This window comes from Hymenobacter persicinus, assembly GCF_004167665.1.
Classification (GTDB): Bacteria; Bacteroidota; Bacteroidia; order Cytophagales; family Hymenobacteraceae; genus Hymenobacter; species Hymenobacter persicinus.
The window spans coordinates 28,641-54,259 of the sequence record NZ_SEWE01000020.1; the positions used below are offsets into that span (position 1 = coordinate 28,641).

At 61.1% G+C, this 25,619-nt stretch carries 20 protein-coding genes and 1 other RNA gene; 13 read left to right on the forward strand and 8 right to left on the reverse strand.

Going from position 1 to position 25,619, the window contains the following annotated elements; translation table 11 throughout:
- Positions 1–5: 5 nt before the first annotated feature.
- Entirely contained in the window at positions 6–1,448 is a 1,443-nt protein-coding gene (locus EWM57_RS11080; RefSeq protein ID WP_129921213.1) for a CBASS cGAMP synthase, read from the forward strand.
- A gap of 109 nt (positions 1,449–1,557) precedes the next feature.
- On the opposite strand, the gene ssrA is transcribed toward EWM57_RS11080, so the two are convergent.
- Positions 1,558–1,928, reverse strand: a transfer-messenger RNA (tmRNA) gene (gene ssrA / locus EWM57_RS11085).
- A 115-nt stretch (positions 1,929–2,043) separates the two neighbouring features.
- Positions 2,044–4,224, reverse strand: a complete 2,181-nt coding sequence (locus EWM57_RS11090; RefSeq protein ID WP_129921214.1) for a prolyl oligopeptidase family serine peptidase — start codon at positions 4,222–4,224, stop codon at positions 2,044–2,046.
- 210 nt (positions 4,225–4,434) lie between these two features.
- Here EWM57_RS11090 and dnaX point away from each other — a divergent pair, with 210 nt between their 5' ends.
- The 5 genes from dnaX (at position 4,435) to EWM57_RS11115 (ending at position 12,619) form a co-directional block, all read left to right on the forward strand.
- On the forward strand, positions 4,435–6,552 hold the full coding sequence (dnaX, locus tag EWM57_RS11095) for a DNA polymerase III subunit gamma/tau (RefSeq protein WP_129921215.1): 2,118 nt from the start codon (positions 4,435–4,437) through the stop codon (positions 6,550–6,552).
- Positions 6,553–6,789: 237 nt separating this feature from the next.
- Positions 6,790–9,828, forward strand: a complete 3,039-nt coding sequence (locus tag EWM57_RS11100; RefSeq protein ID WP_242510046.1) for a M16 family metallopeptidase — start codon at positions 6,790–6,792, stop codon at positions 9,826–9,828.
- Positions 9,829–9,959: 131 nt separating this feature from the next.
- On the forward strand, positions 9,960–11,225 hold the full coding sequence (icd, locus tag EWM57_RS11105; protein ID WP_129921216.1) for an NADP-dependent isocitrate dehydrogenase: 1,266 nt from the start codon (positions 9,960–9,962) through the stop codon (positions 11,223–11,225).
- A gap of 159 nt (positions 11,226–11,384) precedes the next feature.
- Positions 11,385–11,789, forward strand: a complete 405-nt coding sequence (locus EWM57_RS11110) for a hypothetical protein (RefSeq protein ID WP_129921217.1) — start codon at positions 11,385–11,387, stop codon at positions 11,787–11,789.
- Positions 11,790–12,301: 512 nt separating this feature from the next.
- A complete protein-coding gene (locus tag EWM57_RS11115; protein WP_129921218.1) occupies positions 12,302–12,619 on the forward strand; it encodes a hypothetical protein in 318 nt (105 codons plus the stop codon).
- A 170-nt stretch (positions 12,620–12,789) separates the two neighbouring features.
- Here the strand turns inward: EWM57_RS11115 and EWM57_RS11120 are convergent, their stop codons facing one another.
- Positions 12,790–14,319, reverse strand: a complete 1,530-nt coding sequence (locus EWM57_RS11120; RefSeq protein ID WP_165370488.1) for a T9SS type A sorting domain-containing protein — start codon at positions 14,317–14,319, stop codon at positions 12,790–12,792.
- A 681-nt stretch (positions 14,320–15,000) separates the two neighbouring features.
- Between EWM57_RS11120 and EWM57_RS11125 the strand changes: the two genes are divergently transcribed.
- On the forward strand, positions 15,001–15,366 hold the full coding sequence (locus EWM57_RS11125) for a hypothetical protein (protein ID WP_129921220.1): 366 nt from the start codon (positions 15,001–15,003) through the stop codon (positions 15,364–15,366).
- Between the two features lie 372 nt (positions 15,367–15,738).
- Here EWM57_RS11125 and EWM57_RS11130 read toward each other — a convergent pair whose 3' ends face one another.
- A complete protein-coding gene (locus EWM57_RS11130) occupies positions 15,739–16,455 on the reverse strand; it encodes a DNA repair protein RecN (RefSeq protein WP_129921221.1) in 717 nt (238 codons plus the stop codon).
- 326 nt (positions 16,456–16,781) lie between these two features.
- Here EWM57_RS11130 and EWM57_RS11135 point away from each other — a divergent pair, with 326 nt between their 5' ends.
- A complete protein-coding gene (locus tag EWM57_RS11135) occupies positions 16,782–17,330 on the forward strand; it encodes a GNAT family N-acetyltransferase (RefSeq protein WP_129921222.1) in 549 nt (182 codons plus the stop codon).
- A gap of 49 nt (positions 17,331–17,379) precedes the next feature.
- On the opposite strand, the gene EWM57_RS11140 is transcribed toward EWM57_RS11135, so the two are convergent.
- Positions 17,380–17,898, reverse strand: a complete 519-nt coding sequence (locus EWM57_RS11140) for a DinB family protein (protein ID WP_129921223.1) — start codon at positions 17,896–17,898, stop codon at positions 17,380–17,382.
- A gap of 85 nt (positions 17,899–17,983) precedes the next feature.
- Between EWM57_RS11140 and EWM57_RS11145 the strand changes: the two genes are divergently transcribed.
- The 4 genes from EWM57_RS11145 to EWM57_RS11160 all read left to right on the forward strand — a co-directional run bounded on the left by EWM57_RS11145 (position 17,984) and on the right by EWM57_RS11160 (position 22,300).
- On the forward strand, positions 17,984–19,219 hold the full coding sequence (locus EWM57_RS11145; protein WP_207218301.1) for a pyridoxal phosphate-dependent aminotransferase: 1,236 nt from the start codon (positions 17,984–17,986) through the stop codon (positions 19,217–19,219).
- Between the two features lie 84 nt (positions 19,220–19,303).
- Positions 19,304–19,963 carry a cytochrome b/b6 domain-containing protein gene (locus tag EWM57_RS11150; RefSeq protein WP_129921224.1) on the forward strand — a complete coding sequence of 220 codons (660 nt, stop codon included), beginning with the start codon at positions 19,304–19,306 and terminating at the stop codon, positions 19,961–19,963.
- Between the two features lie 66 nt (positions 19,964–20,029).
- Positions 20,030–21,577, forward strand: coding sequence for a serine hydrolase domain-containing protein (locus EWM57_RS11155; protein ID WP_242510047.1), 1,548 nt, complete (start codon positions 20,030–20,032; stop codon positions 21,575–21,577).
- A 228-nt stretch (positions 21,578–21,805) separates the two neighbouring features.
- Positions 21,806–22,300 carry a hypothetical protein gene (locus EWM57_RS11160; RefSeq protein ID WP_129921225.1) on the forward strand — a complete coding sequence of 165 codons (495 nt, stop codon included), beginning with the start codon at positions 21,806–21,808 and terminating at the stop codon, positions 22,298–22,300.
- Positions 22,301–22,393: 93 nt separating this feature from the next.
- Here EWM57_RS11160 and EWM57_RS11165 read toward each other — a convergent pair whose 3' ends face one another.
- Genes EWM57_RS11165 through EWM57_RS11175 form a run of 3 tightly spaced genes read right to left on the reverse strand, consistent with a single transcriptional unit; the run spans position 22,394 to position 24,735 of the window.
- The gene (locus EWM57_RS11165; protein WP_129921226.1) at positions 22,394–23,437 is read right to left on the reverse strand and encodes an NAD(P)-dependent alcohol dehydrogenase; all 1,044 of its coding nucleotides are present in this window, start codon (positions 23,435–23,437) and stop codon (positions 22,394–22,396) included.
- Between the two features lie 37 nt (positions 23,438–23,474).
- On the reverse strand, positions 23,475–24,170 hold the full coding sequence (locus tag EWM57_RS11170) for a DUF1990 domain-containing protein (RefSeq protein ID WP_129921227.1): 696 nt from the start codon (positions 24,168–24,170) through the stop codon (positions 23,475–23,477).
- Entirely contained in the window at positions 24,160–24,735 is a 576-nt protein-coding gene (locus EWM57_RS11175; RefSeq protein ID WP_129921228.1) for a DUF1990 family protein, read from the reverse strand. The genes EWM57_RS11170 and EWM57_RS11175 overlap by 11 nt, the downstream gene beginning before the upstream one ends.
- Before the next feature lie 168 nt (positions 24,736–24,903).
- On the opposite strand from EWM57_RS11175, the gene nfi reads away from it, so the two are divergent.
- On the forward strand, positions 24,904–25,584 hold the full coding sequence (nfi, locus tag EWM57_RS11180) for a deoxyribonuclease V (protein WP_317128175.1): 681 nt from the start codon (positions 24,904–24,906) through the stop codon (positions 25,582–25,584).
- Positions 25,585–25,619 lie beyond the last annotated feature (35 nt).

The following is a 25,619-nucleotide window of genomic DNA, read 5'->3' on the forward strand; positions in this document are numbered from 1 at the left end:
TTTTTATGGCCAACTGCAACAAGTTGTTTCTGGACTTTAACCAGAACCTGAACGTGCTTACCACGAAAAAAGCCAAGCTCAGCATTTCCAAAAAGGAGCTTCGCCGCAAAATCACCGACCACTTTAAAGAACACCACCCCGACTACAAGCCGAAGTTCTTCACTCAGGGCTCGCAGAAGCTGGGAACGGTGATTCGCATCCATGACGACACCTGTGATCTGGACGATGGCGTGTACTTTTTGTGCAAGCCCGACGTGACGGCTACCACCTTGCAGCGTTGGGTATACGAGGCCGTTAAAGACCACACCAGTGAGCCAGCACAGTGGCGTAAGAAATGTATTCGAGTAACCTATAAGGCCGATTATCACATTGACTTGCCCGTTTATTACATGCTGGAAGACGAAGACCATCCTCACCTGGCAGTGAAGAACGAAGGTTGGGAAGACAGCGACCCAAAGGAGTTTATCACGTGGTTTCGCAAGCAGCGCGATGCCAAGGGCCAACTGGTACGGTTGGTGAAGTACCTGAAATCTTGGTGCGACTGGTGTGCACACAAGATGCCCAGTGGGTTGTGCATGACGGTGCTGGCGGAACGCAACTTCGTGGCCAATGACCGAGACGACTGCGCCCTGCGCGCCCTCCTCAAAGCCATTCGGAGCGACCTAAAACGGGAATGGAAGTGCACGATGCCTACCACGCCCCAAGATGACTTGCTGAGCAAATACTCTGACGAGCTGAAGCGGAATTTCTTCGATGCGCTGGACGAGTTTATCGAGGATGCTAATGAGGCGGTAGACGATGAAAAAAACCAGTTGAGCGCCAGCAAACTTTGGCGGCACCACCTAGGCTCACGCTTCCCTGACGGGCTCGACGAGGACGTGGATGCCAAAGAAGCCAAGCTGCGCGCCTCGGCCGTGCTCATCAACAGCGGGCGCGCAGCCACAACAGCCGCTGTCGGTATCACGACCCACCGCTATGGTGTGCCTAACCAAGCACACCGCTTCGATGGAGGGCGTCGTTTTCATCCACTAGCGCGACAGGGCAAAGACTGGTTTGCCGTTTTTCATCGGGAAAAGCAGCTGGTTGAAAGGCACTATCCGACTTTTCGGTGCCAGCTTAAGCGCAATGCGTTGAGCTGTCGCGGGCAGGTTTCCTCACCTGGTGGCGAAGGCACTTACCATATCAAGATTGATTACGCTCCGGGCCGGCCCCCAAAAGTGTTCGTGCTCAATCAAGGTGTTGAGTACCGGCACCATGCCCTTACGCACTTCTATCCGGCCGATAACAGCCTATGCCTTTACTATCCCGGTGACCTGACCTGGTCTGACAAACATCATCTGTATGATAAGACTATTCCGTGGCTTGCCGAGTGGCTGGTTTTCTACGAGCTGTATCAGATTACCGGTCGCTGGGAAGGCCCAGCCGTGGACCATGGCCAGCACAGTTAGAAACCGGCCATCGTAAATAGCTGCTCGCTATTGTTCCTTTATAGATTGTACCCCAGAACGTACCCCAGAAACCAAAAAACCCGCTTTACAGTACTGTAAAGCGGGTTTAAAGTGGAGCTGCAGGGAGTCGAACCCTGGTCCAGACAAGGAAACCGTCGAGCTTTCTACGTGCGTATCTACGCTTGAATTTTCGTGGTACTCCGGGCGCGCATCAGGCCCGTAGAGTCCCCTTAGATGCAGTTGGGTTTCGCCAGAAGGTCACACCTCCCTCCTGACTATCTTCTACTTACGACGCCCCGTGCTCACCCGTGTAAAAGAAAACGGATGCGGGACGATGACAATGCTTAGTACCTAGACTAGGCAGCCATGGCGTAGCTATACTCGCCAGTTATTGTTCGAATGATTTGATCACAGGAGATTCATTCAACTCCTGGCACGCTTACTCGCGACCTGCGCAAGCTGTCAATTCCGGTCAGCCCCAAATGGTAAAGAACGATGCCCGCCACGGTAGCAGCGGGGTGCGAATGTACGCACATCGGGGAGAAAACGTTGGGACCCGCCCAAATTGTTCCGGCGGGCCCCACCGTTTCTTACCTCATTTTACGGCCACTTTTGCCGGCTGAAAGGCGGACGCCCCGGTCTGCCAGAGCCCAAAAGCCAGCAGGTCGGCCATGACCTCAAACTGCTTCTGCTTGGAGTCGCCGATGCCGTGGCCGGCTTCGGAGTCGGTGAAAAACAGCACGGGCTTGTCCGAAACGGTGCTGGCCTGCAGGCGGGCGGCAAACTTGGCCGGCTGCCAGGCAATAACACGCGGGTCGTTGAAGCCAGCCGTGATGAGGGCCGCCGGGTACTTCGTATTGGGCTGCAAGTGCAGGTAGGCATCCATTTCGAGCAGGGCCTTGCACTCGTCTTCCTTTTGCACGGTGCCAAACTCCGGCACGTTCACGGGGCCGTTGGGCGAGTTTTCCATGCGCACCGCGTTCAGGCAGCCTACTTCGGGCATGGCCGCGGCAAACAGGTCGGGGCGCTCCGTCATGGCCCGGCCGATAAGGATACCGCCGGCGCTGCCCCCGTTAATGGCAATTTTACCCAGGCCGGTGTAGCGGTTTTTCACTAGGTAGTCGGCGCAGGCAATGAGGTCTTTCCAGGTGTTGGGCTTGGTCGTTTTCTGCCCGGCTTTGTGCCAGGCTTCGCCCAGCTCCCCGCCCCCGCGCACGTGGGGCACGGCCAATATGCCGCCCTGCTGGGTCCAGAGCAGGTAAGGCGGGTAAAAGAACGGGCCGGTGCTCTTGGCGTAGGCTCCGTAACCGACCATCAGCACTGGCGCCGAGCCGCTGCGGGGCGTGCCTTTTTTGTAGACCAACGACAGGGGCACCCGCACGCCGTCGTGCGAGGGCACCATGAGCTCTTCTACTACCAAGTCGGCAAACTCGGGGTAGGCCGCTTCCGACGACAATGACTCGGGCACGAAGCGGTGGCCGGCGGAGGTGTAGCGGTAGCGCGTACGGTCGGTGGTCCAGCCCACGGCCGTCACCCACAGGTCCGGCGACTGAGCATTCTTGGTTTCCAGCGTGAGGTTGCCGGCCGCCGTGGGCAGCTTGATTTCCTGCGCGGCCTTCGTGCCCCGGGGCACGAAGTAGAGCTTGGCGGCCACGCCGTTGCGCATCCGCACGAAGTACAGCCCTTCACTGGTGGCCTTGAGCTGCTCGTCCTCAATCGACTCGTCGGCACTTTCCGGCACCAGCACCTCGGCCGTAGCCACGCTCGGCCGGGCCACGGGCATCCGCATAATTTTCTGCCGGGGCGTGTTTTTGGACGTGGTGAAGTAGATGTACCGGGCGTCGCTGGCAATGTTGGTGGCCTCGTCGGCGGGCTTAAACAGGGGCTGCCAGGGCACGTTGGGCTTATCCAGGGCCGCCGCCGGGGCGTAGTAAGCGTACAGGTACCGGTCGACGGTGTAGAGCATGCCGATGGCCAGCTTGGAGTCCCGGTCGACGAAGGCGAAGGGGTAGTCGGCGGGCCCGATGCCCAGTTTGGGATAGAGGGCGGCGGAGAAAACCGGCTGGTCCTGGCTCTGGGCGGTGCCCACGCGGTGCAGGCGGCACTGCATGTTCTGGCGGGCGGCCATGTCTTTCAGGTCGCCGTTGTTATAGGGCGTGTAGGTCAGGGTCTGGTTGTCGGGCAGCCAGTCGCCGCCGCCGCGGGTGAGCAGCAGCTGCTCCGGATACAGCTTTTTGGCGGGCACGTCCAGGATGAGCATGCGGCCCAGCTCGGCACCTTTCTCCGTGATACCAAACGACACCTTGGAGCCATCCGGGCTGGGCGCAAAGCCGCTGATAGTGTACACCTTGCCGGCCTCATAGGACTCAGGGTCGAAGAGCAGCCGCTCGGTGCCCTGAAACCCGTCGCGGCAGTAGAGCTTGGGCTGTTGGTCCTGGGGGCGGGTTTTGAGGTAGAAGTAACGGTTGTTGTCGGCAATGATCAGGCTGGCGACGCGGGCCGCCTTACGCCCGTCAATTTCTACCATTTTATCGATGAGCCCCTGCCGGCCGGGAATACCGTTGAGCGTCTGGCGGGCGTAGTCACTCTGGGCCTTCATCCAGGCGGCCACGGCCGGGTCGGTGAGGTTTTCGAGGTTGCGGTAAGGATCCGTTACCGGCACGCCGAAGTAAGTGTCGGTGGCGGGCCCCGAGGGTGCGGCGGCGGGCCCCGACTGCGCCTGGGCAACGGAGCCGGCCAGCAGACCAGCGGCAAGTAGTAGAAAACGTGGTTTCATAACGAAAGCAGTGAGGTGGAACGCGGAAAGCCGCCACCGAACCCGGCAGCAGAGCGGGTCGAAATAGATAATTTTTTATATAAAATAACACTATAGTCACATCATCATGTTAGGCGCCGGGTCAGCGGCGGCGGTACGGACATTGGGCGGTCAGTCGGACCAGCAGGGCGGAATCGGGCCGAGCTTTGCGTATCTTTGTGGCTAGCTCGTATGGAAAATTTCGTCGTTTCGGCCCGCAAATACCGTCCTGCCACGTTTCGGAGCGTGGTAGGCCAGCAGCACGTTACTACCACGCTGCAGAACGCCATTGTCAGCAAGCACCTGGCCCAGGCCTTCCTGTTTTGCGGCCCCCGGGGCGTGGGCAAAACCACCTGCGCCCGGATTCTGGCCAAGACCATCAACTGCGAGTTTGTGGAGGAGCACGTGCGCCAGGGCCGCTCCGTATCGGAGCTGCTGCAAACCCGGCCCGACATCGTGCCCGCCGCCCTGCAGCAGGCCGCCGACCCCGACAACACGCCGTTTGAGCTCGAAGCCTGCGGCCAGTGCAGCTCCTGCCGGGCTTTCCAGGAAAATGCCTCGTTCAACGTGCACGAGCTCGACGCGGCCTCCAACAACTCCGTCGAAGACATTCGCAGCCTCGTGGAGCAGGTGCGCTACGCTCCCCAGCAGGGCCGCTTCAAGGTCTATATCATCGACGAGGTGCACATGCTCTCGAATGCGGCCTTCAACGCCTTTCTCAAGACGCTGGAGGAGCCGCCGTCCTACGCCATTTTCATTCTGGCTACCACCGAGCGGCACAAGATTATTCCGACCATCCTCTCCCGCTGCCAGATCTTCGACTTCAACCGGATCCGGGTCGACGACATCCGCGGGCACCTGCGCTACGTGGCCACCCAGGAGAAAATCGGGGCCGAGGACGACGCCCTGCACCTGCTGGCCCAGAAAGCCGACGGCGGCCTGCGCGACGCGCTGAGCATGTTCGACCAGATGGTGACCTTCGCCGGCCACAACCTGACCTACAAGGACGTGGTCCAGAACCTGCACATTCTGGACTACGAGTACTATTTCCGCCTCATCGACGCCCTGCTGACCGAGAATCTGAGCGGCACGCTGCTGCTGCTCGACGAGGTGATGCAGAACGGCTTCGACCTGCACAACTTCGTGGTGGGTGCCGCCGAGCACCTGCGCGGGCTGCTGGTGTGCAAAGACCCGATTACTGTGCAGCTGCTGGAAGTCTCGGACGGCATCCGGGCCCGCTACGTGCAGCAGGCCCAGGCCGCGTCGCTGGCTTTTCTGCTCTCGGCCCTGAACCTGGTCAGCCAGTGCGACCGGGAATTCAAACAAGCCAAAAACCAGCGCCTGCACGTCGAGCTTACCCTCATGAAGCTGGCCTACCTAAACGGGGCCGTGCAGTTTGCCCGCGACCTGAGCGGTTCCGCCTCGGCCCCCAACGGCGAGGCGAAAAAAAAAACTAGTATAGCCCCGCCGGCCGCAGCTGCCGTACCGGCCAGCGCCCCGGCCCCAACCGCGCCGATGCCGGCTCCTGTTGCCGCCAGCCGCCCAACCAGTTCCCCGGCCCCCAGCCAACCATTGGCCCACGCCCCTGCCGACCCGGAGCCCATTGTGCCCATCGACAGCGGCGTGGAAGAGCTGCACGACACGCCCAGCATCGAGGATGAGGCCGCCACGGAGGTGCCCGCCACCCGCCAGCTGCGCGACACGGTGCCCCACGTTGAAATCGGGCGACCCAGCATTGCCGGCCACGAGCCGGGCCAGCCGGCCGTGACGGCGGCGCCCCTGCCCCCGCCCCGCCCCGGGCAGGCGGCTCCCAAGCCCATCAGCCTCGGCACCAAACTGCCGGGCCTGGGCTCCTTGAAGGAAATGCAGGCCCAGCGCGAGCAGCAGGCCGCCGCCAGCAAGGCCCCCGTGGAAGCCGAGTACAGCGGGCCCACCACCGGCCTGCCAACCATCGACGAGGCCGTGCTGCAGCGCGTCTGGGCCGAGCTGACGCAGGAGCGCAAAGACCACAGCCTGAGCGAATACACCATCCTCAACCGCCCGATTCAGGCCAACGACCAGCACGTGATTGTGCTGCGCGTCGACAACCCGATTCAGGAAGACCAGTTCAACGAGTTTCGGGCCGGCTTCCTGGGCGAGCTGCGCCGCCGCACTGGCTACCCCCGCCTCAACGTGCAGACCGAAATAGTGGAGCGCGTGGATACTGGCCGCAAGCTTTACACCTCTTCCGACAAGCTGGAATACTTGGTCGAGAAGTTTCCGATGCTGGCCCAGATGAAGCAGCGCCTGGGGCTGGACGCAGATTTCTAAGCCCCGAATTTTAGCTTCCGCGCCCGGCGCTACGGTTCAGCTTACGCAGCCCTCCGCTCCGGATTCCGTCCTTGAAAAGCCCTCCAAACGGGGGGCTTTTTGCGTTCCTATAAAGAAAATTTTCCACTTCGCGCCCGCCGGGGGCCTTTGCCGGGGCGTTGGCGTTTTTAATTGCCATAGTAGCCGCCTATCTTTGGTTCCTTATTGCCCTGCCCTGAATACCGCCCGGAACATCCTGTGAAAAAATCATTTCTGCTTTTATTTCCGGCGTTGGCAGCGTTGAGCCTTACCCAGTGTCAGACCAGCAAACCCGCGGTTTCGAGCACGGCTCCGGCTTCCACTACCCCGGCGGCCTCCCCCGCCCAGCCCAAGGAATACAAGTACGAAACGGTCGCCGGCGACCCGCTCAAGGCCCGCATCTACACCCTCGACAACGGCCTGACGGTTTACCTCTCCGACTACAAGGACGCCCCCCGGATTCAGACCTACCTGGCCGTGCGCGCCGGCTCCAAAAACGACCCGGCTTCGGCCACTGGCCTGGCCCACTACCTCGAGCACATGGTGTTCAAGGGCACTTCCCGCCTGGGCACCCAGAACTGGGCCGCCGAAAAGCCCGAGCTCGACAAGATTGAGGCTCTCTACGAGGTCTACCGCACCCAGACCGACGCGGCGGCGCGCAAGAAGCTCTACCACCAGATTGACTCCGTGTCGGGGGTGGCGGCCAAGTATGCCGTGGCCAACGAGTACGACAAGGTGATGGGCGCCATCGGGGCCAAGGGCTCCAACGCCTACACCTCCGTCGAGCAGACCGTGTACCAGGAAGACATTCCCTCGAATCAGCTCGAAAAGTGGGCGGCCATTCAGAGTGAGCGGCTCGGGGAGCTGGTGCCACGCCTGTTTCACACCGAGCTGGAGGCCGTGTACGAGGAGAAGAACCGCGGCCTCGACAATGACTTCAGCAAGGAGTACGAGGCTTTGAACCGCAGCCTCTACCCTACCCACCCCTACGGCACCCAGACTACCATCGGCACGATTCAGCACCTGCAGAATCCGTCGATAACCGAGATTAAGAAGTATTTCGGCCAGTACTACGGGCCCAACAACGTGGCTTTGTGCCTGTCCGGCGACCTAGACTACGACCAGACCATCCGCGTCATTGACCAGTACTTCGGCAAGCTGCAAAGCCGGCCGGTGCCCGCCTTCACGCCCGCCCAGGAAGCGCCCCTTACCGCGCCCGTGGTGCAGGAAGTGGTGGGCCCCGACGCGGAAAACGTGATGGTCGGCTTCCGCTTCCCCGGTACCACCACCCACGAGGCCCTGCTGGTGCGCATGATTGACAAGGTCCTGACCAACGGCCAGGCCGGACTCATCGACCTGAACCTGAACCAGCAGCAGAAGGTGCTGCAGGCCACCAGCTTCGCCGACGTCAACAACGACTACACTTCCCACGTGCTCTACGGCACGCCCCGGCAGGGCCAGAGCCTGGCCGCCGTGCGGGATTTGCTGCTGGCTCAGCTCGAGGAAATCAAGCAAGGGAACTTCCCCGACTGGCTGATTCCGGCCATCATCAATAACGAGCAGCTCCAGCGCACCAAGAGCTACGAAAGCAACGAGGCCCGCGCCGGCGCCTTCGTGGCCGCCTTCGTGGCCCGCGAGAACTGGCAGGACTTCCTGGCCCAGTACGAGGAGTTCGGCAAAATCACCAAGGCTGAGGTCGTGGCTTTTGCCAAGCAGAACTACGGCCCGAACTACGCCCTGATCTACAAGCGCACCGGTAAGGATTTGACCACGGCCAAGGTGGTGAAGCCCGCCATTACGCCGGTGCCCGTCAACCGCGACGCGGCTTCGGCTTTCTACCAGGAAGTCACGGCCCAGAAGGCGCCCGAGCTCCGGCCGGTGTTCCTCGACTACAAAAAGGACATTCAGGAGCTCAAACTGGCTTCCGGCGTGCCGGTGTACTACACCCGCAACACCGAAAACCAGCTCTTCAACCTGTACTACGTGCTCGACCTGGGCACCAACAACGACCCGCGCCTGGGCCTGGCCGCCGACTACCTGCAGTACCTGGGCACCGACAAATACACCGCCGCCCAGCTTCAGCAGGAGTTCTACAAGCTGGGCTGCTCGTTCGGCGTGAGCAGCGGCCCCGACCGGGTGTTCGTCAGCCTCAGTGGCCTCGACCGGAACCTGGAGCCGGCCCTGCAGCTGTTCGAAAGCCTGCTCGCCAACCCCAAGCCGGATGCCGCGGCCCTAAAGAACATGGTGGCCGGCACGCTCAAGGCCCGCAAGGATGCCAAGCTCAACAAGCAGGTGATTCTGCAGCAGGCGTTGGTCAACTACGCCAAGTACGGCCCCAAGAACCCCTTCACCAGCCAGCTCAGCGAGAAGCAGCTTAAAGCTCTCAAGCCCCAGGACCTCACGGCCCTGACCAAGAAGCTCACCAGCTACCAGCACCGGGTGCTGTACTACGGACCGCGCAAAACGGCGGGGCCAGCGGCCGAGGTAACGAGCAAGCACTACGATGGCACGGGCACCGAGGAAATGCAGGCTCAGGGGCTGACGGACGTACTGAACCAACTGCACAAGACGCCCGCCCCTCTCCTGCCCGTACCGGCCAACAAGGACTTCGCCGAGCTGCCCATCAACTCCCGCCAGGTGTACTGGGTCGACTACAACATGGTGCAGGCCGAAATCCTGTTTCTGACCAAGGGCGACGTGTACGACAAGGCCCTGGTGCCCACTACCAGCCTCTACAACGAGTACTTCGGCGGCAGCATGGGCAGCATTGTGTTTCAGGAATTGCGCGAATCCAAGGCCCTGGCCTACGCCGTGTCGTCGAGCTACGCCAACGCCAGCAAGCTGGGCCGCTCCAACTACATCCTCTCCTACATCGGCGCGCAGTCCGACAAGGTGCCCGAGGCCATGGCCGGCATGGAAGCCCTGCTCACCGACATGCCCGTGGCCGAAGCCAACCTGCAGATTGCCAAGGACGCCATCCGCAATAGCATCGCCACCGAGCGCATCACCAAGGCCGACATCCTGTTCAGCTACGAGCGCGCCAAGCGCCTGGGCCTCGACTACGACCTGCGCCGCGACGTGTACGAGCAAGCCCCGAACCTGACTTTCGCCCAGCTCCAGCAGTTTCAGCAAGCCAAAATCAAGGGCCAGAACCAGACCATCCTGGTCATTGGCTCCAAAGACCGCCTCAACTTCAAGGAGCTGGCCAAGTACGGGCAGCTCCACCAACTCACGCTGAAAGAGATTTTCGGCTACTGACGATTCGTTTTTGGTTTTTAGTTATTGGTTTTTGGCGATTCGCCCCGAAGCCAACGACCACGAACCAAAAACCAATAACTAAAAACCAAACACTAAATAACCGCCACCTTACCCCTGGCACCTTTTTAACAATGGCAGAACATAAAATCACCATCAAAAACGGCAAGCTTAACGTGCCGAATACGCCTACCATTCCGTTCATTGAAGGTGATGGCACCGGTCCCGACATCTGGGCCGCGTCCGTGCGCGTCATTGATGCCGCCGTGGCCAAGGCCTACAGCGGGGAGCGGAAGCTGGTGTGGAAAGAGGTGATGGCCGGGGAGAAATCCTACAAGCAATCCGGCAACTGGCTGCCCAACGATACCCTCGAAGCCTTCCGTGAGTACCTGGTCGGCATCAAAGGCCCCCTGACCACGCCCGTGGGCGGCGGCATCCGGAGCCTGAACGTAGCCCTGCGCCAGGAGCTGGACCTCTACGCCTGCGTGCGCCCCGTGCGCTGGTTTGAGGGCGTGCCTTCCCCCGTGAAGCACCCCGAGCTGACCGACATGGTTATCTTCCGCGAAAACACCGAGGACATCTACGCCGGCATCGAGTACATGAACGGCACGCCCCAGGCCCAGAAGATGCTCGAATTTTTGCAGGATGAGATGGGCGTGAAGAAGATCCGCTTCCCCGAAACGTCGTCGTTTGGCATCAAGCCCGTTTCGAAAGAAGGCACCGAGCGCCTGGTGCGCGCCGCCATTCTCTACGCGCTGGAGCACAAGAAGCCGTCGGTGACCATCGTGCACAAGGGCAACATCATGAAGTTCACCGAGGGTGCCTTCAAAACCTGGGGCTACGAGCTGGCCGAGAAGGAATTCGGCGACAAGGTCTACACCTGGGCCCAGTACGACCGCACCCTGGCCAAGCAGGGCCAGGAAGTGGCCGACGCCCAGCAGAAAGCGGCCCTCGACGGCGGCAAGCTCCTCGTCAAAGACAGCATCGCCGACGCCTTTTTGCAGCAGATTCTGCTCCGCCCCGCCGAGTACTCGGTCGTAGCCACCCTGAACCTGAACGGCGACTATATTTCCGACGCCCTGGCCGCCATCGTGGGCGGTATCGGCATTGCGCCGGGCGCCAACATCAACTACCTCACCGGCCACGCCATCTTTGAGGCCACCCACGGCACGGCGCCTAAGTACGCCAATCAGGACAAGGTGAACCCCGGCTCCGTGATTCTGTCGGGCGCCATGATGCTCGAGCACCTGGGCTGGCAGGAAGCCGCCGACCTGATCTACAAAGGCCTCGAAGCCGCCATTGCCGCCAAGCGCGTCACCTACGACTTCGAACGCCTGATGGACGGCGCCACCCTGCTCAAGACGAGCGAGTTCGGGGATGAGGTTATTGCCCGGATGTAGCAGCTTGGCTTTTGCCAATTAGACAACGAAAACCCCGCGTTGGCTGTAAGGCCGGCGCGGGGTTTTCACATCAATACCACCGTTTTTGCAAACGGCAGTTTCCTTAGGTTTGCCTGGCCAATGTTCAGGGATTAGCTTGGTCCGGACAAATGGCTTAATATGGAAACGTCGAAGTCGCCGTTGTTGGCGTTTTTTGAGAAAAGCCCGTTGGCATTCACGATGGGGACCCTGCTGCTGCTCGTGGTGTGCTACGTCCGGGTGATTTCGCCACACTCGCTGGTAGAGGCCTATTACGAAAGCCAAGTACATGCCCGCATTAATCGGGTCGGGGTTGAGCATGGTGAAATAATTGTGTCGCCGAGGGGCAACAGCGTACTGAACTCCAGCGTGTTATACGCTCCCTCCCCATGCAAGGCGTATGTGCGGACGAACGACAGCGTGGTAAAGGAGGCCGGAAGCCGCTACCTGACCGTTTTTCGCGACAGCGGCCGCTGGCAAGTGACCACGACGTGGGATTATGAAGCTGCGACAAATCCAGTGGAGCGAAGGCATTGGCCCAAGTAAGATCAATAGTACCCTCGTTTAGATATTTGGACCCTTTTCTTGAACCTTTGGAGATCCTAGCTTCATCCGACCGCATTAGCACTCGAAGCAAGGCACCATGATCCGATAGCAATGAACGCCAAATCCATTTTTTTACTCCTACTCCGAGGCTACACGGGATTCTACTTTACCCTCTCCTTACTGTTAGGAATTCTATCACTTGTTGGGGTTGTTCCTGCTACGCTGAACGACAAATCCTATTATGGCATTCAAGGATTAGGGATTTACGTCTTGTTTTCGCCCTTTGTCATCTTGATCCTGATTTTCTCCACTTGGATCTTTATCGCCCCAGGGCTTGCCCTTTACAATCTCGTCTGGGCACGAATAAAAGGCCATAAATAGACCTTGACTTTCCGAGAAGCTGCGGCTCTATATAAGATGCTTTACCTGGCTTTGGTAACTCCTCGTTTCGCTATTCGGACCGTTCTGCTGAACCAGACGAGGTACCTTCACCCGGCTCTTTCGCCATCCGCATGAACCTACTAGACCTCACCATCCAATTAGCTAACCCGCATTCCCGGGATGCTTTTTTCCTTGACCACAGAGTGGACACCACCTCGGAGCATTTGTCTATCTATATGCACGGTGCGCCGGGTTTAGAGACGGCCATTGCGCTATTGGGCGTGGAAGAAACGGACGAGGTGCTGGATTACTACAAAGACGGGGCACACTGGGTTAATTTCCTGCCCTTGTACATGGTCGAGGAGATAGTCGAGGGTGGCGTGGCCGCCCATAAGAGCCCTGTTGAAATCGCCACCCGGGTGCTGGAATATGCTCGCAACGATGCCTAAGACGCACAACACTCAAAAAGCAAGCGGACGAGGAACTAGCAGTTGGAAAGAATAATCCTCGTTTGGATTTCGGACTATCAAAGTGAGCAAAAGAAAAGTTGACGCTAGCTTATTGAGAAACAGCGTATGCAGCTAGAGATAGTTGCCCATGCGGTCTTGATATGACCAGCTTATTGCTTGATGATCCGCAGTTGCTGGTGCACTTTCTGGCTCGTTTCTACCAGGTATATTCCCGTTGGCAGGTCGCCCATCAGAATCTGCGCACCTTGGCCTTGTAGCTTCACACGGCCCAGCAAATCGCGCACGGTGTAGGTAGTAGAGGAGGGCAGGTGCAGTACATCCATTACAGGATTGGGGTACGCCTGCGCCGGCTCTACTCCAGGGGCCTGTATGGCAAGCGGCTGGCAACTCTGTAAGATAGCAGCTGGCGTGCAGCCAGCCGCGTTATTGTCAATAAAAGCCGAGCCATTCCGGCGCAGGTAACTGCAGATCCACGGCTGCGCGCAAGCGGCCAACAGAGGGTTATTCTGGATATACAATGACGTGAGCGGGGCGTAAAAGCCAAAAGCAAAGCCTCGCTCAATACCCCGCAGCCGGGGGTTGTTTCTAATATAAATGATGGTTGGGGAACTGGCTCCTCTAAAGCCGGCAATGCTGTCCAGTTGGGTATTGTTCTGAACGCTGATATAGTTGGTAAAAGCAGCGCTTCGGAACCCGGAAATCACCGTTAGACCTGGATTGGTGTCGATGTTGACTACCTCGGAGGTGCTATTGTTAAACCCAGTGACGTTCAGCAGTACGGGATTGTTGTTGACATTGAGCTGCTGAACCCGTAGACCACTAAAACCAGGAATGTCTTGCAATAGGGAGTTTCTAGCCACGATGCAGGTATTAGCCTGCAAGCCTCCATTGAAGCCGGCAAGGGTGGTCAGTCGGTTGCAGTCCTGAACAATCATGGAGGTGACGTTCCGCAAGTTGTTAAAGGCCGCAAGTCGTTGCAAGGTATTATTGAACGTGATGCTGAAGTAATCTACTGAGCTGAGCGAGCCGAACCCTATAATCTCTTCCAGGGCGGGGTTATTGCTGATGCTGAACTGGGAAGGCTCCCGGCTGTTTGGGCCCACCAACGTCGACAGGTTCGCAAAGCCGTTAATCGAGCGAAGGGCTGCGCATTGCGAAATAAAGAACAAACTGGTTGACTGCAGTGCATTAAACCCATTAATACCACCTAGCAAGGGGTTGCGGGTGATAGTGACCGTCCGAGCGGATCGGAGCAGGGGGAAGCCGGCAATAGCAGTTAAGCGGGGACAGTCGAGAATAGCCAGGTCTCCTCCAACGGACTCCAGGCTTTGGAATGAATTTATGCCCAGGTTAGGATTAGTGGTGGCAGAACTAATACTAAAGTTGCCGCCGATAGTCCGGATATTGGCCAAGCCCTGAAGGCTGGTAAGGTCACTTACGGAGACGTACACCCCGCCGAGGACGGCAGTGATACCCGACAAAGGCGTTAAATCAACGATTTTGTCGGGGTCGGTAGAAGCGTTACTGCCACCATATATGGTAAGGCTCAAGGCGGTTGTGCAGCCGGAAGCGGCTACGTTGTTCACTTGCGTTTGCGACGTCAAGTTAAACGCGCACGGTTGCGCAGCCGCGAACCGGCTAACAGCGCATAGTAAAAAGATGAGTAGGAGTTGTTTCATAGAGAAGGGAGAAAGCACAGTAGGAGTGTATGCCAGCCTTATGGACATTTCTTTGCGCCGCAAAAAGCAATAGCGTGTTGCTCAAAGCGAGTGATTCACACAAAACTAAAAGCATATCCTCGCTAGTACAATACCTACCTGTAGGAACATGCTCTCCTTCACCATATTGGGGGTTGTACATGGGCTCGTTTAGATATTCGGACCGTTTTGCTGAACGCGGGGACTTAGAGATAATCCAGCGTGTCCGGAGTCATGCGATGGGTAGTAAAGTCAGCCCAGTCGGCAAAAAAGGTGGTGTGGGGATACTGTGCATCCCCAGGCCCGCCCCAGGTAAGGTGTACCACGGCCAGCCCACCATCTTCCAGTGCTACCAGCACATCATCCGTGCCCACATGTTTGCCCAAGAGAGTGCACTTGCACCCGTACAAAGGGTGCCCAGGCGCTAGTTCGCGCGCCATTTGAAGCTGAAAGGTGGCCTGCGTGCTTTCCGGCAAAGCAGCCCACGGTTCTTGCCAGGTATAGAAGAGTGACATTGGTACGATGTGATAGAGGCCACAAGTTAGTGCTCATAGCTTAGGGTAAATCATAGGCTCGTTTTTCTAGTCGGACCGTTTGGTTGAACGCAGGAGCTATGTTCCGTACTTGCACCCGGTGCCACCGTCTGCTTCTTCTGTTATTCCCATGCCCCAAGACCTCGCCTATTCGTTTGACGACGAAATTGCTTCCAAGTTTTACTACGACTTGGACGGCAAACGCCTAGAAATTCATTTCACCGGCTGTTGGGACGTGGCCGCTGAGCACCACCATGACGGCCCCTGCCATTTACTCATTCACCAGTGGACCGATGCCCGCTGCCAAGACGTGCGACACGAGGAGGGCAACGTCAAGCCCCACCGGTTTGAGCCCTTGGAAAACGGCATGGGCATCGTCAGCCTGCTGCTCTCCCTCAACTGGACCACCGAGGGATTAGAATTGATGGTCAACACAATCGACGACCGCTATCTGCTGCTCCGATTTGCCAACCCGTCTGTGGAAGTGGTTCTGTAGCTAAGCAACTACAGAAACGCTCCTTTTCCTGAACAGCTCGTGGTGGATGGCTGTAAGCCTTCTACGGTCCAGATTGAGTTCAAAAAACTGGTTCAGTTAACTAAGTACAAGAAACGCACTCTGGACATGAGTTTCGTGAACTCTCCAGACGTAGGGGTTGCCCTACCTTGCCGGTACCTCTCTGACTCATCTGTTGAGCAAATGAAGCGCTGTTTTCTGCCTCGGCTCAATCTCTAGTCTGGTTGCCTGGTACCATTGCCCCGTTCCGTGGGCCTTGGCAGCTATAAACTCCCCTGCTCGGCTCTGTCAACTCCAAAACGCAAACAGGGCACCCGTCACCGGGTGCCCTGTTTCCTTACCAGTCCTGCCCGGCTACCCCTTCTTCTCCGCCGGCTTCCCCTCCCGCTCCTGCCGCACGCGCTTGAGGACCTGGCTTAGGGTGTAGTCGGCTTTCTTGGCTTTGTCGGAGCGGGCGTAGAGGGCCTTGCCATCGGTGAGCAGGTGGGTGATGGGCTTGTAGAGGGCGTTGAGCGTGGCCGTGTTGTCCTGGGTATGGCCTTTCTGGTTGCTCAGCTGGGTGCCCCGCCCGGTGGTTTCGGCCACCAGCGCCTCGTCGAGGGTTTGGAGCTGGGCGGTGTCAGCCGCCTTGTGGCCTTTTTTGCCCAGGGCCGCTGCATTGGCGGCCACATTCTGCAACAGCGTTTTCAGGGCGGCTTCCAGGGCCGGGTGGTCGTCCTCGTTGCGGGCCTGCCGGGCGGCCACCACGCCGAAGCGCTTGGCCGGCACCGTCAGCCCCTCGGCCCGGCGTACGCGGGCCTCCAGGAAATCCAGCTGCTGGGGCAGTTGCTCGTACAGCTCCCGGAGGCGCTGGGTAAAGGCGGCGGCCTTGGCAATCTGTACCGAGGTTTCCTCCAGCGCGTCGGCGGCGGCATAGCGCTGGTCGTAGTCCGTCAGAAAGGCGGCGGTGTAGTCGTCGGGCAGCAGGGCCCGGAAGTCGGCCTGGTCGCGCACGTAGCTGGCGCGCAGCAACCGGGCCAGGGGCACCAGCTCATCAATCCGGCAGGAAAAATCACGCGTAACGGTTTTCATAAATAGCATAGGTAAGAAGTTGAACAATAGGGGTAATATAGAAAAATAGCCGGGCACCCTCAACCCCACCGTCCGCAACGATTTCCGGAGCGTCCGCAGGAGCTTCCGGGCCGTCCGCAAGAGCTTCCGGAGTGTCCGCAAGGACTTCCGGAGCGTCCGCAGAAGGTTCCGTACTGTCCGCAAGAGCTTCCGGGGCATCCGCAAGGGGTTCCGGGCTGTCCTCAGGAGGCTCCGGAACGTCCGCAAGCCCTTTCCGGCCCGGCGCGCCCGGCATAGTAGAAGCAGAATATTACCTTCGCCCGTCCGCCGCCTTCTATCCCGTACGCATGCCCACTCCCACGCCCCACCACCCCGTCCCGGTCCTCGAAACCGCCCACCTGTGGCTGCGCGGCTACTCCCCCGCCGATTTGCCCGCCTTCGTGGCCATGTTTCAGCAGCCCGAGTTTTACCGCTACCTCACCGGCAAACCCATGAGCGAAGAAGACGTCTGGAGCACGCTCATGCGCAGCGCCGGCCACTGGACGCTGCGGGGCTTCGGCTTCTGGGCCGTGGAGGAAAAGGCCACCGGCCGCTTTATCGGCTCCATCGGCTTCGTGGACCGCAAGCGCACCTTGGAGCCCGCCATCGGCGAAGCCCCCGAAATCGGCTGGGTGCTGGACTCGGCCGTGCACGGCAAGGGCTACGCCACCGAGGCCGTGCGGGCCGTGCTGGCCTGGGGGGATGCCCACTTTCAGGGTGCCCGCACCGTCTGCCTGATGGACCCGGCCAACGAAGCCTCCCGCCGCGTGGCCGAGAAGTTTGGCTACCGCGAATACGCCCGCACCACCTACCACGGCGAGCCGGCCGTGCTGCTGGAGCGCCCCGCCCAACGCTAAAGCTTTCGGCGGCAGCCTTGCCAGGCAGCACCCCGCCGGGCCGCGGGGCTCACGTGCCCAGGCCCGCCTTCAGCACCCGCACCGTGACGAGCAGCTGGCCCAAATGGCGCATGGTGTGCTCGGCGGCGTGCACCAGCAGGCCCAGCACCGTGGAAGGCAGCTGGGCCCGGCCTACCCCGCGCCCGTCGGTGAGCGTGCTGGCCGGGGTGGCGCGCAGTTGGGCCAGCGCCGCCTCGACCTGCCGGCTGAACTGCTCAACCAGCGCGGCCGCAGTACCGGGGCCCTGCCCTTCCGCCGCCAGATACGCCAGCTGGGTCGGGCTCAGGGCTTCGGCGCGGGCGTAGGTCAGCAGGCGGTCCAGCACGCCGGTCAGGTGCTGGAGGTGGAAGCCCGGGGAAGCCAGCCCGGCCGGCTTTTCCCAGAGCAGGTCGTCGGGGAAGTCAGCTAGCAGGGCCTGGAGCTCTTCGCGGGCCTGGAGCAGGGCGTGGGCCACGGGTTGGAGCAGCACGGGCACATCGGGCAGCGAACCGCGCAGCCACACTTCGGGCAGGTGGGGAGAGGAAGTCATGCCGGGCAAACCGCGCCGGGCTGCCGGTTGTTGGAAACTTTCGGCCGGAGGCCGCTCATGGCGAAATCAGTTTACCCCGCCCGAGTTGGAGGGCTTTGCCGCGGCCGTGGTCTATATTGCCGCCATGTTGGAAGTATCGCAGCGCGGGCAGGCCATGCCCTGGTCGCCTTTTCGCAAGCTCACCCCCTACGCCGATGCTGCCAAGCGCCAGGGCGTCGTGGTGCACCACCTCAACATCGGCCAGCCCGACATCGAAACCCCGCCCGCGGTGCTGGCGGCCGTGCAGCAGGCCGATATCCGGGTGCTGGAGTACAGTCCCAGCGGGGGCCACGACTCCTACCGCCGCAAGCTGGCCGGCTACTACCAGGGCGTGGGCCTCGACGTGACGGCCGACGACATTCTCATCACGGCCGGGGGCAGTGAGGCCATTCTGTTTGCCTTTTTGGCCTGCCTCAATCCCGGCGACGAGGTCATCATTCCCGAGCCCTTCTACGGGGCCTACCCCTCGTTTGCGGTGGCCGCCGGCGTCCGGATCGTGCCCGTGCCGGCTTACCTGGAGCAGGACTACGCCCTGCCCCCCATTGCCGAAATGGAGCGCGTGATTACGCCCCGCACCCGGGCCGTGCTGATCTGCAACCCCAACAACCCCACCGGCTACGTCTACAGCCGGGCCGAGCTGGAGCAGGTGCGCGAGCTGTGCTTGCGCCACCACCTGTTTCTGCTTTCCGACGAGGCCTACCGCGAGTTCAGCTACGACGCGCCCGCCCTCAGCGCCCTGCACCTGCCCGGCCTCGACCAACACGTGGTGTTGCTCGACACCATCTCGAAGCGCTACAGCGCCTGCGGGGCCCGGCTCGGGGCATTGGTGACCAAGAACAAGGCCCTGGCCGAAGCCGCCCTCAAGTTTGCCCAGATGCGGGTGAGTCCGCCCGCGCTGGCCCAGCTGCTGGGCGAGGCCGCCACCGAGCTGCCTGCCACCTACTTCGACACCACCAAGGCCGAGTACCAACGCCGCCGCGACCTGCTCGTGGCCCGGCTGCGGGCCATGCAGGGCGTGCGGTGCCCGGTGCCGAGCGGGGCATTTTACGTGATGGCCGAGCTGCCCGTCGAGGATACGGCGGCCTTCGCGCAGTGGCTGCTGGAGGAGTTTCGCCACGAGGGCCAGACCCTGATGATTTCGCCGGCGACCGGCTTTTACGCCACCCCGGGCCGGGGCCGCCGCGAAGCCCGCCTGGCTTACGTGCGCCACGCCGACGTGCTCCACCGGGCCATGGACTGCCTGGCGCTGGCCCTGGAGCAGTATCCGGGTCGGCGCGAGTAGGCGGCAAGGGCGGTGGGCTGCGGATAAATTCCGTTCTTATGGCTCAAATCCTGGTTTTATCCGCCCCTCCACCACACGTTTTTGATGCAAGCACATTCCACTCCCGTCGCCGAGGCCCCCGTGGGCAAGAAGAACTCCCTGGCTCTGCGCCTCTGGCACTGGGGCAGCGCGGCCGTTATTTCGGGCCTGCTGACCACCATTCTGTTTCTGAAAGTCATTCTCAAGACCAAGTCCCTGGGGCCCGAGTTTCAGGGTCTGTTGCAGAAAGACGGTCTGGTCCTGAGTCAGCAGCAGGCCCGTGGGCTCACCCACGCCATTGCGGAGCGCATCTGGGACTGGCACATCTACCTGGGCCTGACGCTGACGTTTCTGCTGCTGTTTCGCATCGTGCTGGAGTTTTTCCAGCGGGGCCGGCAGCGGTTTTCGGTGAAGCTGAGCACGGCGCGCCAGTATTTCCGCCAGCAGGGCGCCGACTTGCAGGATGCCCGCCACTCCCTGGCCGTGAAGTACTCCTACCTGGTGTTCTATCTGATGCTGGTCGTGATGGTCGTCACGGGCCTGATGCTGACCTACGCCGACGACGTGGAGGCCCTGCACAAGCTGGAGCACACCGTGAAGGAAGTACACAACGTGAACATGTACCTGATTCTGACCTTTATCGTGCTCCACATCGGGGGCGTGGTGTGGTCGGAGCAAACCAAGGGCAAGGGCATCGTGTCGGACATGATTAACGGCGGCCAATAGCCCGGGTCCCGCCACTTGCCGGTATCTTTACCCTTCGTTATCTCCCACCTTTCCACTGGTTAGTACATGCGTACTTTTTTACTGAAAATGGGCCTGGGGCTCGGCGGCTTGCTGCTGGGCGGGGCCCACTCCGCGGCGGCGCAGACGGCGGCGCCGGCCAACCGCTTCGTCACCGACAGCCTGGACCGCTACGTGCAGCGGGGCCTGAAACAGTGGGAACTGCCGGGCCTGGCCATCGTGGTGGTGAAGGACGGCAAGGTGGTCGTCAGCAAGGGCTACGGCGTGCGGGCCGTGGGCAAACCCGAGCCCGTGGACGCCAACACGCTGTTCATGATTGCCTCCAACACCAAGCTCTTCACCGGCACGGCCCTGGCCAACCTCGACGAGCAGAAAAAGATTGCCCTCGACGACCGGGTCACGAAGTATTTGCCCGGCTACCAGCTCTACGACTCGGCCGCCTCCCGCCTGGTCACGGTGCGCGACCTGATGGGCCACCACTTCGGCTTCAAGACTTTCCAGGGCGACTTCACGTTCTTCAACTCCAACCTCAGCCGCGAGGACATCATCTACCGCATGCGGCTGATGAAGCCCGGCGGGCAGTTTCGGCGCGAGTACGGCTACTGCAACTCCGGCTTCGTGGCCGCGGGCCAGGTGATTCCGGCCGCTACCGGCGGCACCACCTGGGAGGAATACGTGCGCCAGAACATCCTGCGGCCCCTGGGCATGACCAGCACCTCGATGAACTCCCAGGGCTTTGAGCAGCAGCCCAACCACGCCCTGGCCTACTCCAACACCTTCGGCCCCCTGGCCCAGGTGCCCATTGACAACTGGGACAACATGGGCCCCTGCGCCAGCATGACGTCCAACGTGACGGACCTGGGCAAGTGGCTGCAGATGCAGCTCGACTCGGGCCGCTACCAGGGCCAGCGCGTGCTACCCTGGAACGTGCTGCGCAAAACCCGGGACGCCAACACCCTGCTCAGCACCCGCAAGTCGCCGGCGCTGCCTACCCACTTCACCACCTACGGCCTGGGTGTGCTCAGCACCGACTACAACGGCAAGCAGGTGTTCTGGCACACCGGCGGGGCCTCGGGCCAGGTCAGCAACGTGTGCTTCGTGCCGGAAGCCGGCCTGGGCATTGCCATCCTGACCAACAACGACAACCAAAGCTTCTTCGAGGCCCTGCGCTACCAGATTCTGGACAGCTACCTGGGCGTGCCCTACACCGACCGGAGCGCGTTTTTTCTGAAGCGCGCCAAGGCTGCCCGCCTCGCCGACGACCCCACCAAGAAGCTCGACGCCCGGGTGGCCAAGAAAGCCAAGCTGCCGATGAAGCTCGAGGCCTACGCCGGCAGCTTCGAAAATGCGCTGTTTGGCTCGGTTATCATTGCGCCCAAAAACAAGCAGCAGCTGCTCGTGCGCTTTCCCACCCACCCCGGCCTCACCGCCACGCTCGACTACATGGATGGCAACGAGTTTCGCTGCACCTACTCCAACCTCGTGTTTGGGGTACAGCCAGCCATTTTCAAAGTCGAAGGCGGTAAGGTAACGGGCGTGCAGCTGCAGGCCAACGACTACGTAGAAGAAGACCCCTACCTGTTCACGAAGCGCTAGGCCAGGAAGCCAGCACCTACTCAATGCCGCCCGGGAGTTGTTCCGGGCGGCTTTTTTAGTGGGCGGCGGGCCCGGAATAGCTCCGGCCGAAAGCCGCGTTTCTGCCGGCCGGGTGTTATCTTGAACTGCGGAAAGCTCCGGCAAATCAGCAGTTGCGGCCCGCCGGAGTTTCCGGCCTGATTTTTAACAGCTCGGCCCTGTCTTTCCGCCTTCCAACGTTACTGCACCATGCTTGCACGTTTTCTTGTTCCCGGCCTGCTGCTGACGGGCCTGCTGGGCTTCACCGCCTTCCGGCCCGCCCCCGTTACGCCGCCCGCCACCATTTCCCTGCGCATCAACGGCCTGCCCATTGCCACCGACACGCTCGGCTCCCGGCTGTTTGTGGGTGCCAACCACACGCTGCGCCTGAACGTGATTCGGGCCAATGACCCCGATGGCGAAGGACTGACCATTCTCATCGACCGATTTCCGCTCACGCCCGGCACCTACGCCTTCCAGGAAATTCTGAGCGGGCACAACCGCGACGCTTCCTACCGCTACAACGAGGTGGCCGCCTATTCCAAATCCTGCCCCGACAACCCCGGTATGGTCAAAATCACGGCCGTCGATACCGTGCACCATGTGCTGACGGGCACCTACCATTGCCAGGTCTGCGAGTCGGGCAAAGGGGCGCGGCGCTTCACGATGACCGGCTCGTTCAACTTTCCCTACGAGGAGGAATAGCGGCAAATGCGCCCCCCGAGAACAAAAAACGGCCCTCCCGAATCAGATTCGGGAGGGCCGTTTAGATTGGGGGCCAGAAGCTGAAACCGGAGCTTACAGCGTAGCCATGTCAATCACGAAGCGGTAGTGCACGTCGCCTTTCAGCATCCGCTCATAGGCCTCGTTGATTTGACTCATGGGAATAACTTCCACGTCGGACATGATATTGTGCTCGGCGCAGAAATCCAGCATTTCCTGGGTTTCGGCAATGCCGCCAATCAGCGAACCGGCCACGCGGCGGCGCTTGGCAATCAGGTTGAAGGCGTGCAGCTGGGGCGCTTCCGGGGGCACGCCCAGCAGAATCATGGTCCCGTCGCGGCGCAGCAGGTTCACGTACTGGCTCAGATCCAGCGGGGCCGACACGGTGTTGATGATGAAGTCGAAGTAGTTGGTGACGCTCTTGAGCTGGTCGGCGTCCTTGGTTACCACAAACTTGTGGGCGCCCAGCTCTTTGGCGTCGGCCTCCTTGTTGGGCGAGGTGCTCAGCACAGTTACTTCGGCACCCATGGCGGCAGCCAGCTTCACGGCCATGTGGCCCAGCCCGCCCAGGCCCATTACGCCCACGCGGTGGCCGGCGCCCACGTTCCACTGCCGCAGGGGCGAATAGGTGGTGATGCCGGCGCAGAGCAGGGGCGCCACGCGCTCCAGGGCCAGCTTCTCGGATACCTTGAGCACGAAATGCTCATTGACCACAATCTGGTTGGCGTAGCCGCCCTGGGTGGTTTTGCCGGTTTCCTTCTCGATACCGTTGTAAGTACCCGTGAAGCCGACTTCGCAGTATTGCTCGAGGTCTTCCTGGCAGCTGGGGCAGGTGCGGCAGGAGTCCACCATGCAGCCCACGCCGGCCAGGTCGCCGGCCTGGAAGCTCTTCACATGGTCGCCGACGGCCACCACCCGGCCCACAATTTCGTGGCCCGGCACGAGCGGGAACATCGAGCCGCCCCACTCGTCGCGCACCTGGTGCAGGTCGGAGTGGCAGACGCCGCAGAACAGGATTTCAATTTGCACGTCGTGGGGGCCCACGTCGCGGCGCTCAAAGGAGTAAGGTTCGAGGGGTACGTTCACGGCCGGGGCCGCGTAGCCTTTTGCTGCAATCATCTAAGGTAGTCTTGAGGAAAAAAATCAGAGTGAACCATTACAACCCCGCGCCAGCGGGAAGGTTTGCTGCGGTGGGCCGGCTGGCCGTCGTCTGGCGCCGGGCCGCATCGACCTGGGCCCGCATGCGCTCCAAGGACTGGTGGGCGAAGCGGCGCTGCAGCATGCGGCCGAACAGCTTGAAGCCGAACCAGTAGAAGGGGTTGCGGATGCGTCCCGGCTGGGAAAAGGCGTGAATGTGGAACGTGACCCGGCCGGTGCCCAGATTTTTGTGCACCGTGAACTCAATCTGCCCCCGCTCGAAGTGGCCTTCCAGGGTACGGTAGTTGTAGCCCCAGACCTGCTCCTGCCCGCCGTCGGGCAGCTTACGCGCTTCGTCGGTGACGCCGCCGATGCGCACGCCAAACCAGAAGGTGAAGAACAGAAACTGGGCCCGCAGCACCATGGTGCGGTCTTCCAGCGGGGCGTCGGGCACGAAGATGCCGGTAATCAGGTCGGAGGGTGGAAAGGTGTAGGCGCGCAAAATTTGTTGAGCGGCCTGCCAGGAGCCGCCGGGCGCGGGCGGTCCGGGAGCCTCGGCGGGCAGCTCGGTTTCGTAGTCGTCGATGCGCCAGCCGTTTTCGGCGGTGTACTCGCTGGTGCGCTCCAGGTCGAAGTTGACCTTGGCCTTGCTGAACGCTTCGAGCCGGGCTTTCTGCACCTCCCAGAGCGGAAGCGCGGGGGAGTTAGTGGCCATGCTGCTCGCGGTTGGGGTTTTCCTCGTCGTGCTTGATAGTTTCCACGCTCACCGGGCCCAGGGCTTGGCCCCCGCTTTCCTCGGCTACCTTGGTGCAAAAGGCTTCCCAGGTTTTCTGCTGCACATTTTTGCCGATGCCCAGCGTGTCGTAGGTGAAGGCCACGAGCCCGTCGCGGGAGCGGGCCCAAGAGTGGATTTCGAAGCGCAGCTCTCCTTTAGCCCCGTGTGGCAGCTCCCGAATGGAAAAGCGAATCCGGCCCGCCTCGGGGTGGTTTTCGAGCGTGACGAACTCGAAAAAATCGTCGCCGACTTCGGTCACGCGCACCGTGCCGTTCCAGGGGCCCAGAATCTTGATGCCGAACTCGTCGTCTTTGGCCAGGCCGCCGGTGCGGCCCTTGGTTTTCTCGAACTCGGCCAGCAGGTCGGGTGAGTAGTGCTCGACGCGGCACTTGATATCGTCCATCAGCTGCCGGGCCGTGAGGTGGGGCTCAGCAATGTCGATGCAGTAAATCCGCTCAAACAGCGGGCCGGCGCCGGTGTGGGCGGGTTGTTCGGGTTTGCTCATAGCGTGGGGGGCGGAAGAATGGAGGCTGGGAGCTTTCCCTAACGCAGCCGCCCGCCGCGGGGTTAGCGCAAGGCCGACTCGGGGCGCTCCGGCACGGGTACGGGGCCGGGTCTCGCCGCGGGCCGCCGTTTTTCGTATGGGCTACGGTTCCACCCTTGCCCATTGCGTATGTACCGCCCCTACCACCCGCCCGCCGACCCGCTGCTCGTGCGCGAGCTAACCCAGGTGCAGCAGGAGCTGCGCGCCCACGTGCGCCTGCAGCCCCTGGGCTACGAGCCCACCCTCATTGCCGGCTGCGACTCCTCCTTCCCCACCCCCGAAACTATTCTGTCGGTGTTCGTGCTGCTCCAGTTTCCGAGCCTGGAACTGGTGGAGAAAGTCTACCACGTGGGGCCGGTGGAGGTGCCCTACATTCCGGGCCTGCTCTCGTTTCGGGAGGCGCCCAACGTGCTGCGGGCCTACGACAAGCTGCAGCAGAAACCCGACATCATCATGGTCGACGGCCACGGCATTGCCCACCCGCGGCGCATGGGCATTGCCGCCCACCTGGGCGTGCTGCTCGACAGTCCCACCTTCGGCGTGGCCAAGCAAAAGCTCACCGGGACGTACCAGGAGCCGGCCATTACCAAGGGCAGCATCAGCCCGCTCACCGACAAAAGCGGGGAGCTGCTGGGCGAAGTCATCCGCAGCAAGGACAAGGTGAATCCGCTGTTCGTGAGTCCCGGCCACCGCTGCGACCAGACCACGGCCACCCGCCTCACCCTGGCTTGCCTGCGCGGCTACAAGCTGCCCGAGCCCACCCGTCTGGCCGACCACTGGGCCGAGGAATTCAAGAAGGAGCTGCGCTAGGGCACAGTAGCGCGAACTTTGTAGTTCGCGTGAAT

Bases quoted from the DNA above. Each gene is read 5' to 3' on its own strand.
- EWM57_RS11080 (WP_129921213.1), top strand. From the start codon at position 6: ATGGCCAACTGCAACAAGTTGTTTCTGGACTTTAACCAGAACCTGAAC.
- EWM57_RS11090 (WP_129921214.1), bottom strand. From the start codon at position 4,224: ATGAAACCACGTTTTCTACTACTTGCCGCTGGTCTGCTGGCCGGCTCC.
- dnaX (WP_129921215.1), top strand. From the start codon at position 4,435: ATGGAAAATTTCGTCGTTTCGGCCCGCAAATACCGTCCTGCCACGTTT.
- icd (WP_129921216.1), top strand. From the start codon at position 9,960: ATGGCAGAACATAAAATCACCATCAAAAACGGCAAGCTTAACGTGCCG.
- EWM57_RS11110 (WP_129921217.1), top strand. From the start codon at position 11,385: ATGGAAACGTCGAAGTCGCCGTTGTTGGCGTTTTTTGAGAAAAGCCCG.
- EWM57_RS11115 (WP_129921218.1), top strand. From the start codon at position 12,302: ATGAACCTACTAGACCTCACCATCCAATTAGCTAACCCGCATTCCCGG.
- EWM57_RS11120 (WP_165370488.1), bottom strand. From the start codon at position 14,319: ATGAAACAACTCCTACTCATCTTTTTACTATGCGCTGTTAGCCGGTTC.
- EWM57_RS11125 (WP_129921220.1), top strand. From the start codon at position 15,001: ATGCCCCAAGACCTCGCCTATTCGTTTGACGACGAAATTGCTTCCAAG.
- EWM57_RS11130 (WP_129921221.1), bottom strand. From the start codon at position 16,455: ATGAAAACCGTTACGCGTGATTTTTCCTGCCGGATTGATGAGCTGGTG.
- EWM57_RS11135 (WP_129921222.1), top strand. From the start codon at position 16,782: ATGCCCACTCCCACGCCCCACCACCCCGTCCCGGTCCTCGAAACCGCC.
- EWM57_RS11140 (WP_129921223.1), bottom strand. From the start codon at position 17,898: ATGACTTCCTCTCCCCACCTGCCCGAAGTGTGGCTGCGCGGTTCGCTG.
- EWM57_RS11150 (WP_129921224.1), top strand. From the start codon at position 19,304: ATGCAAGCACATTCCACTCCCGTCGCCGAGGCCCCCGTGGGCAAGAAG.
- EWM57_RS11155 (WP_242510047.1), top strand. From the start codon at position 20,030: ATGCGTACTTTTTTACTGAAAATGGGCCTGGGGCTCGGCGGCTTGCTG.
- EWM57_RS11160 (WP_129921225.1), top strand. From the start codon at position 21,806: ATGCTTGCACGTTTTCTTGTTCCCGGCCTGCTGCTGACGGGCCTGCTG.
- EWM57_RS11165 (WP_129921226.1), bottom strand. From the start codon at position 23,437: ATGATTGCAGCAAAAGGCTACGCGGCCCCGGCCGTGAACGTACCCCTC.
- EWM57_RS11170 (WP_129921227.1), bottom strand. From the start codon at position 24,170: ATGGCCACTAACTCCCCCGCGCTTCCGCTCTGGGAGGTGCAGAAAGCC.
- EWM57_RS11175 (WP_129921228.1), bottom strand. From the start codon at position 24,735: ATGAGCAAACCCGAACAACCCGCCCACACCGGCGCCGGCCCGCTGTTT.
- nfi (WP_317128175.1), top strand. From the start codon at position 24,904: ATGTACCGCCCCTACCACCCGCCCGCCGACCCGCTGCTCGTGCGCGAG.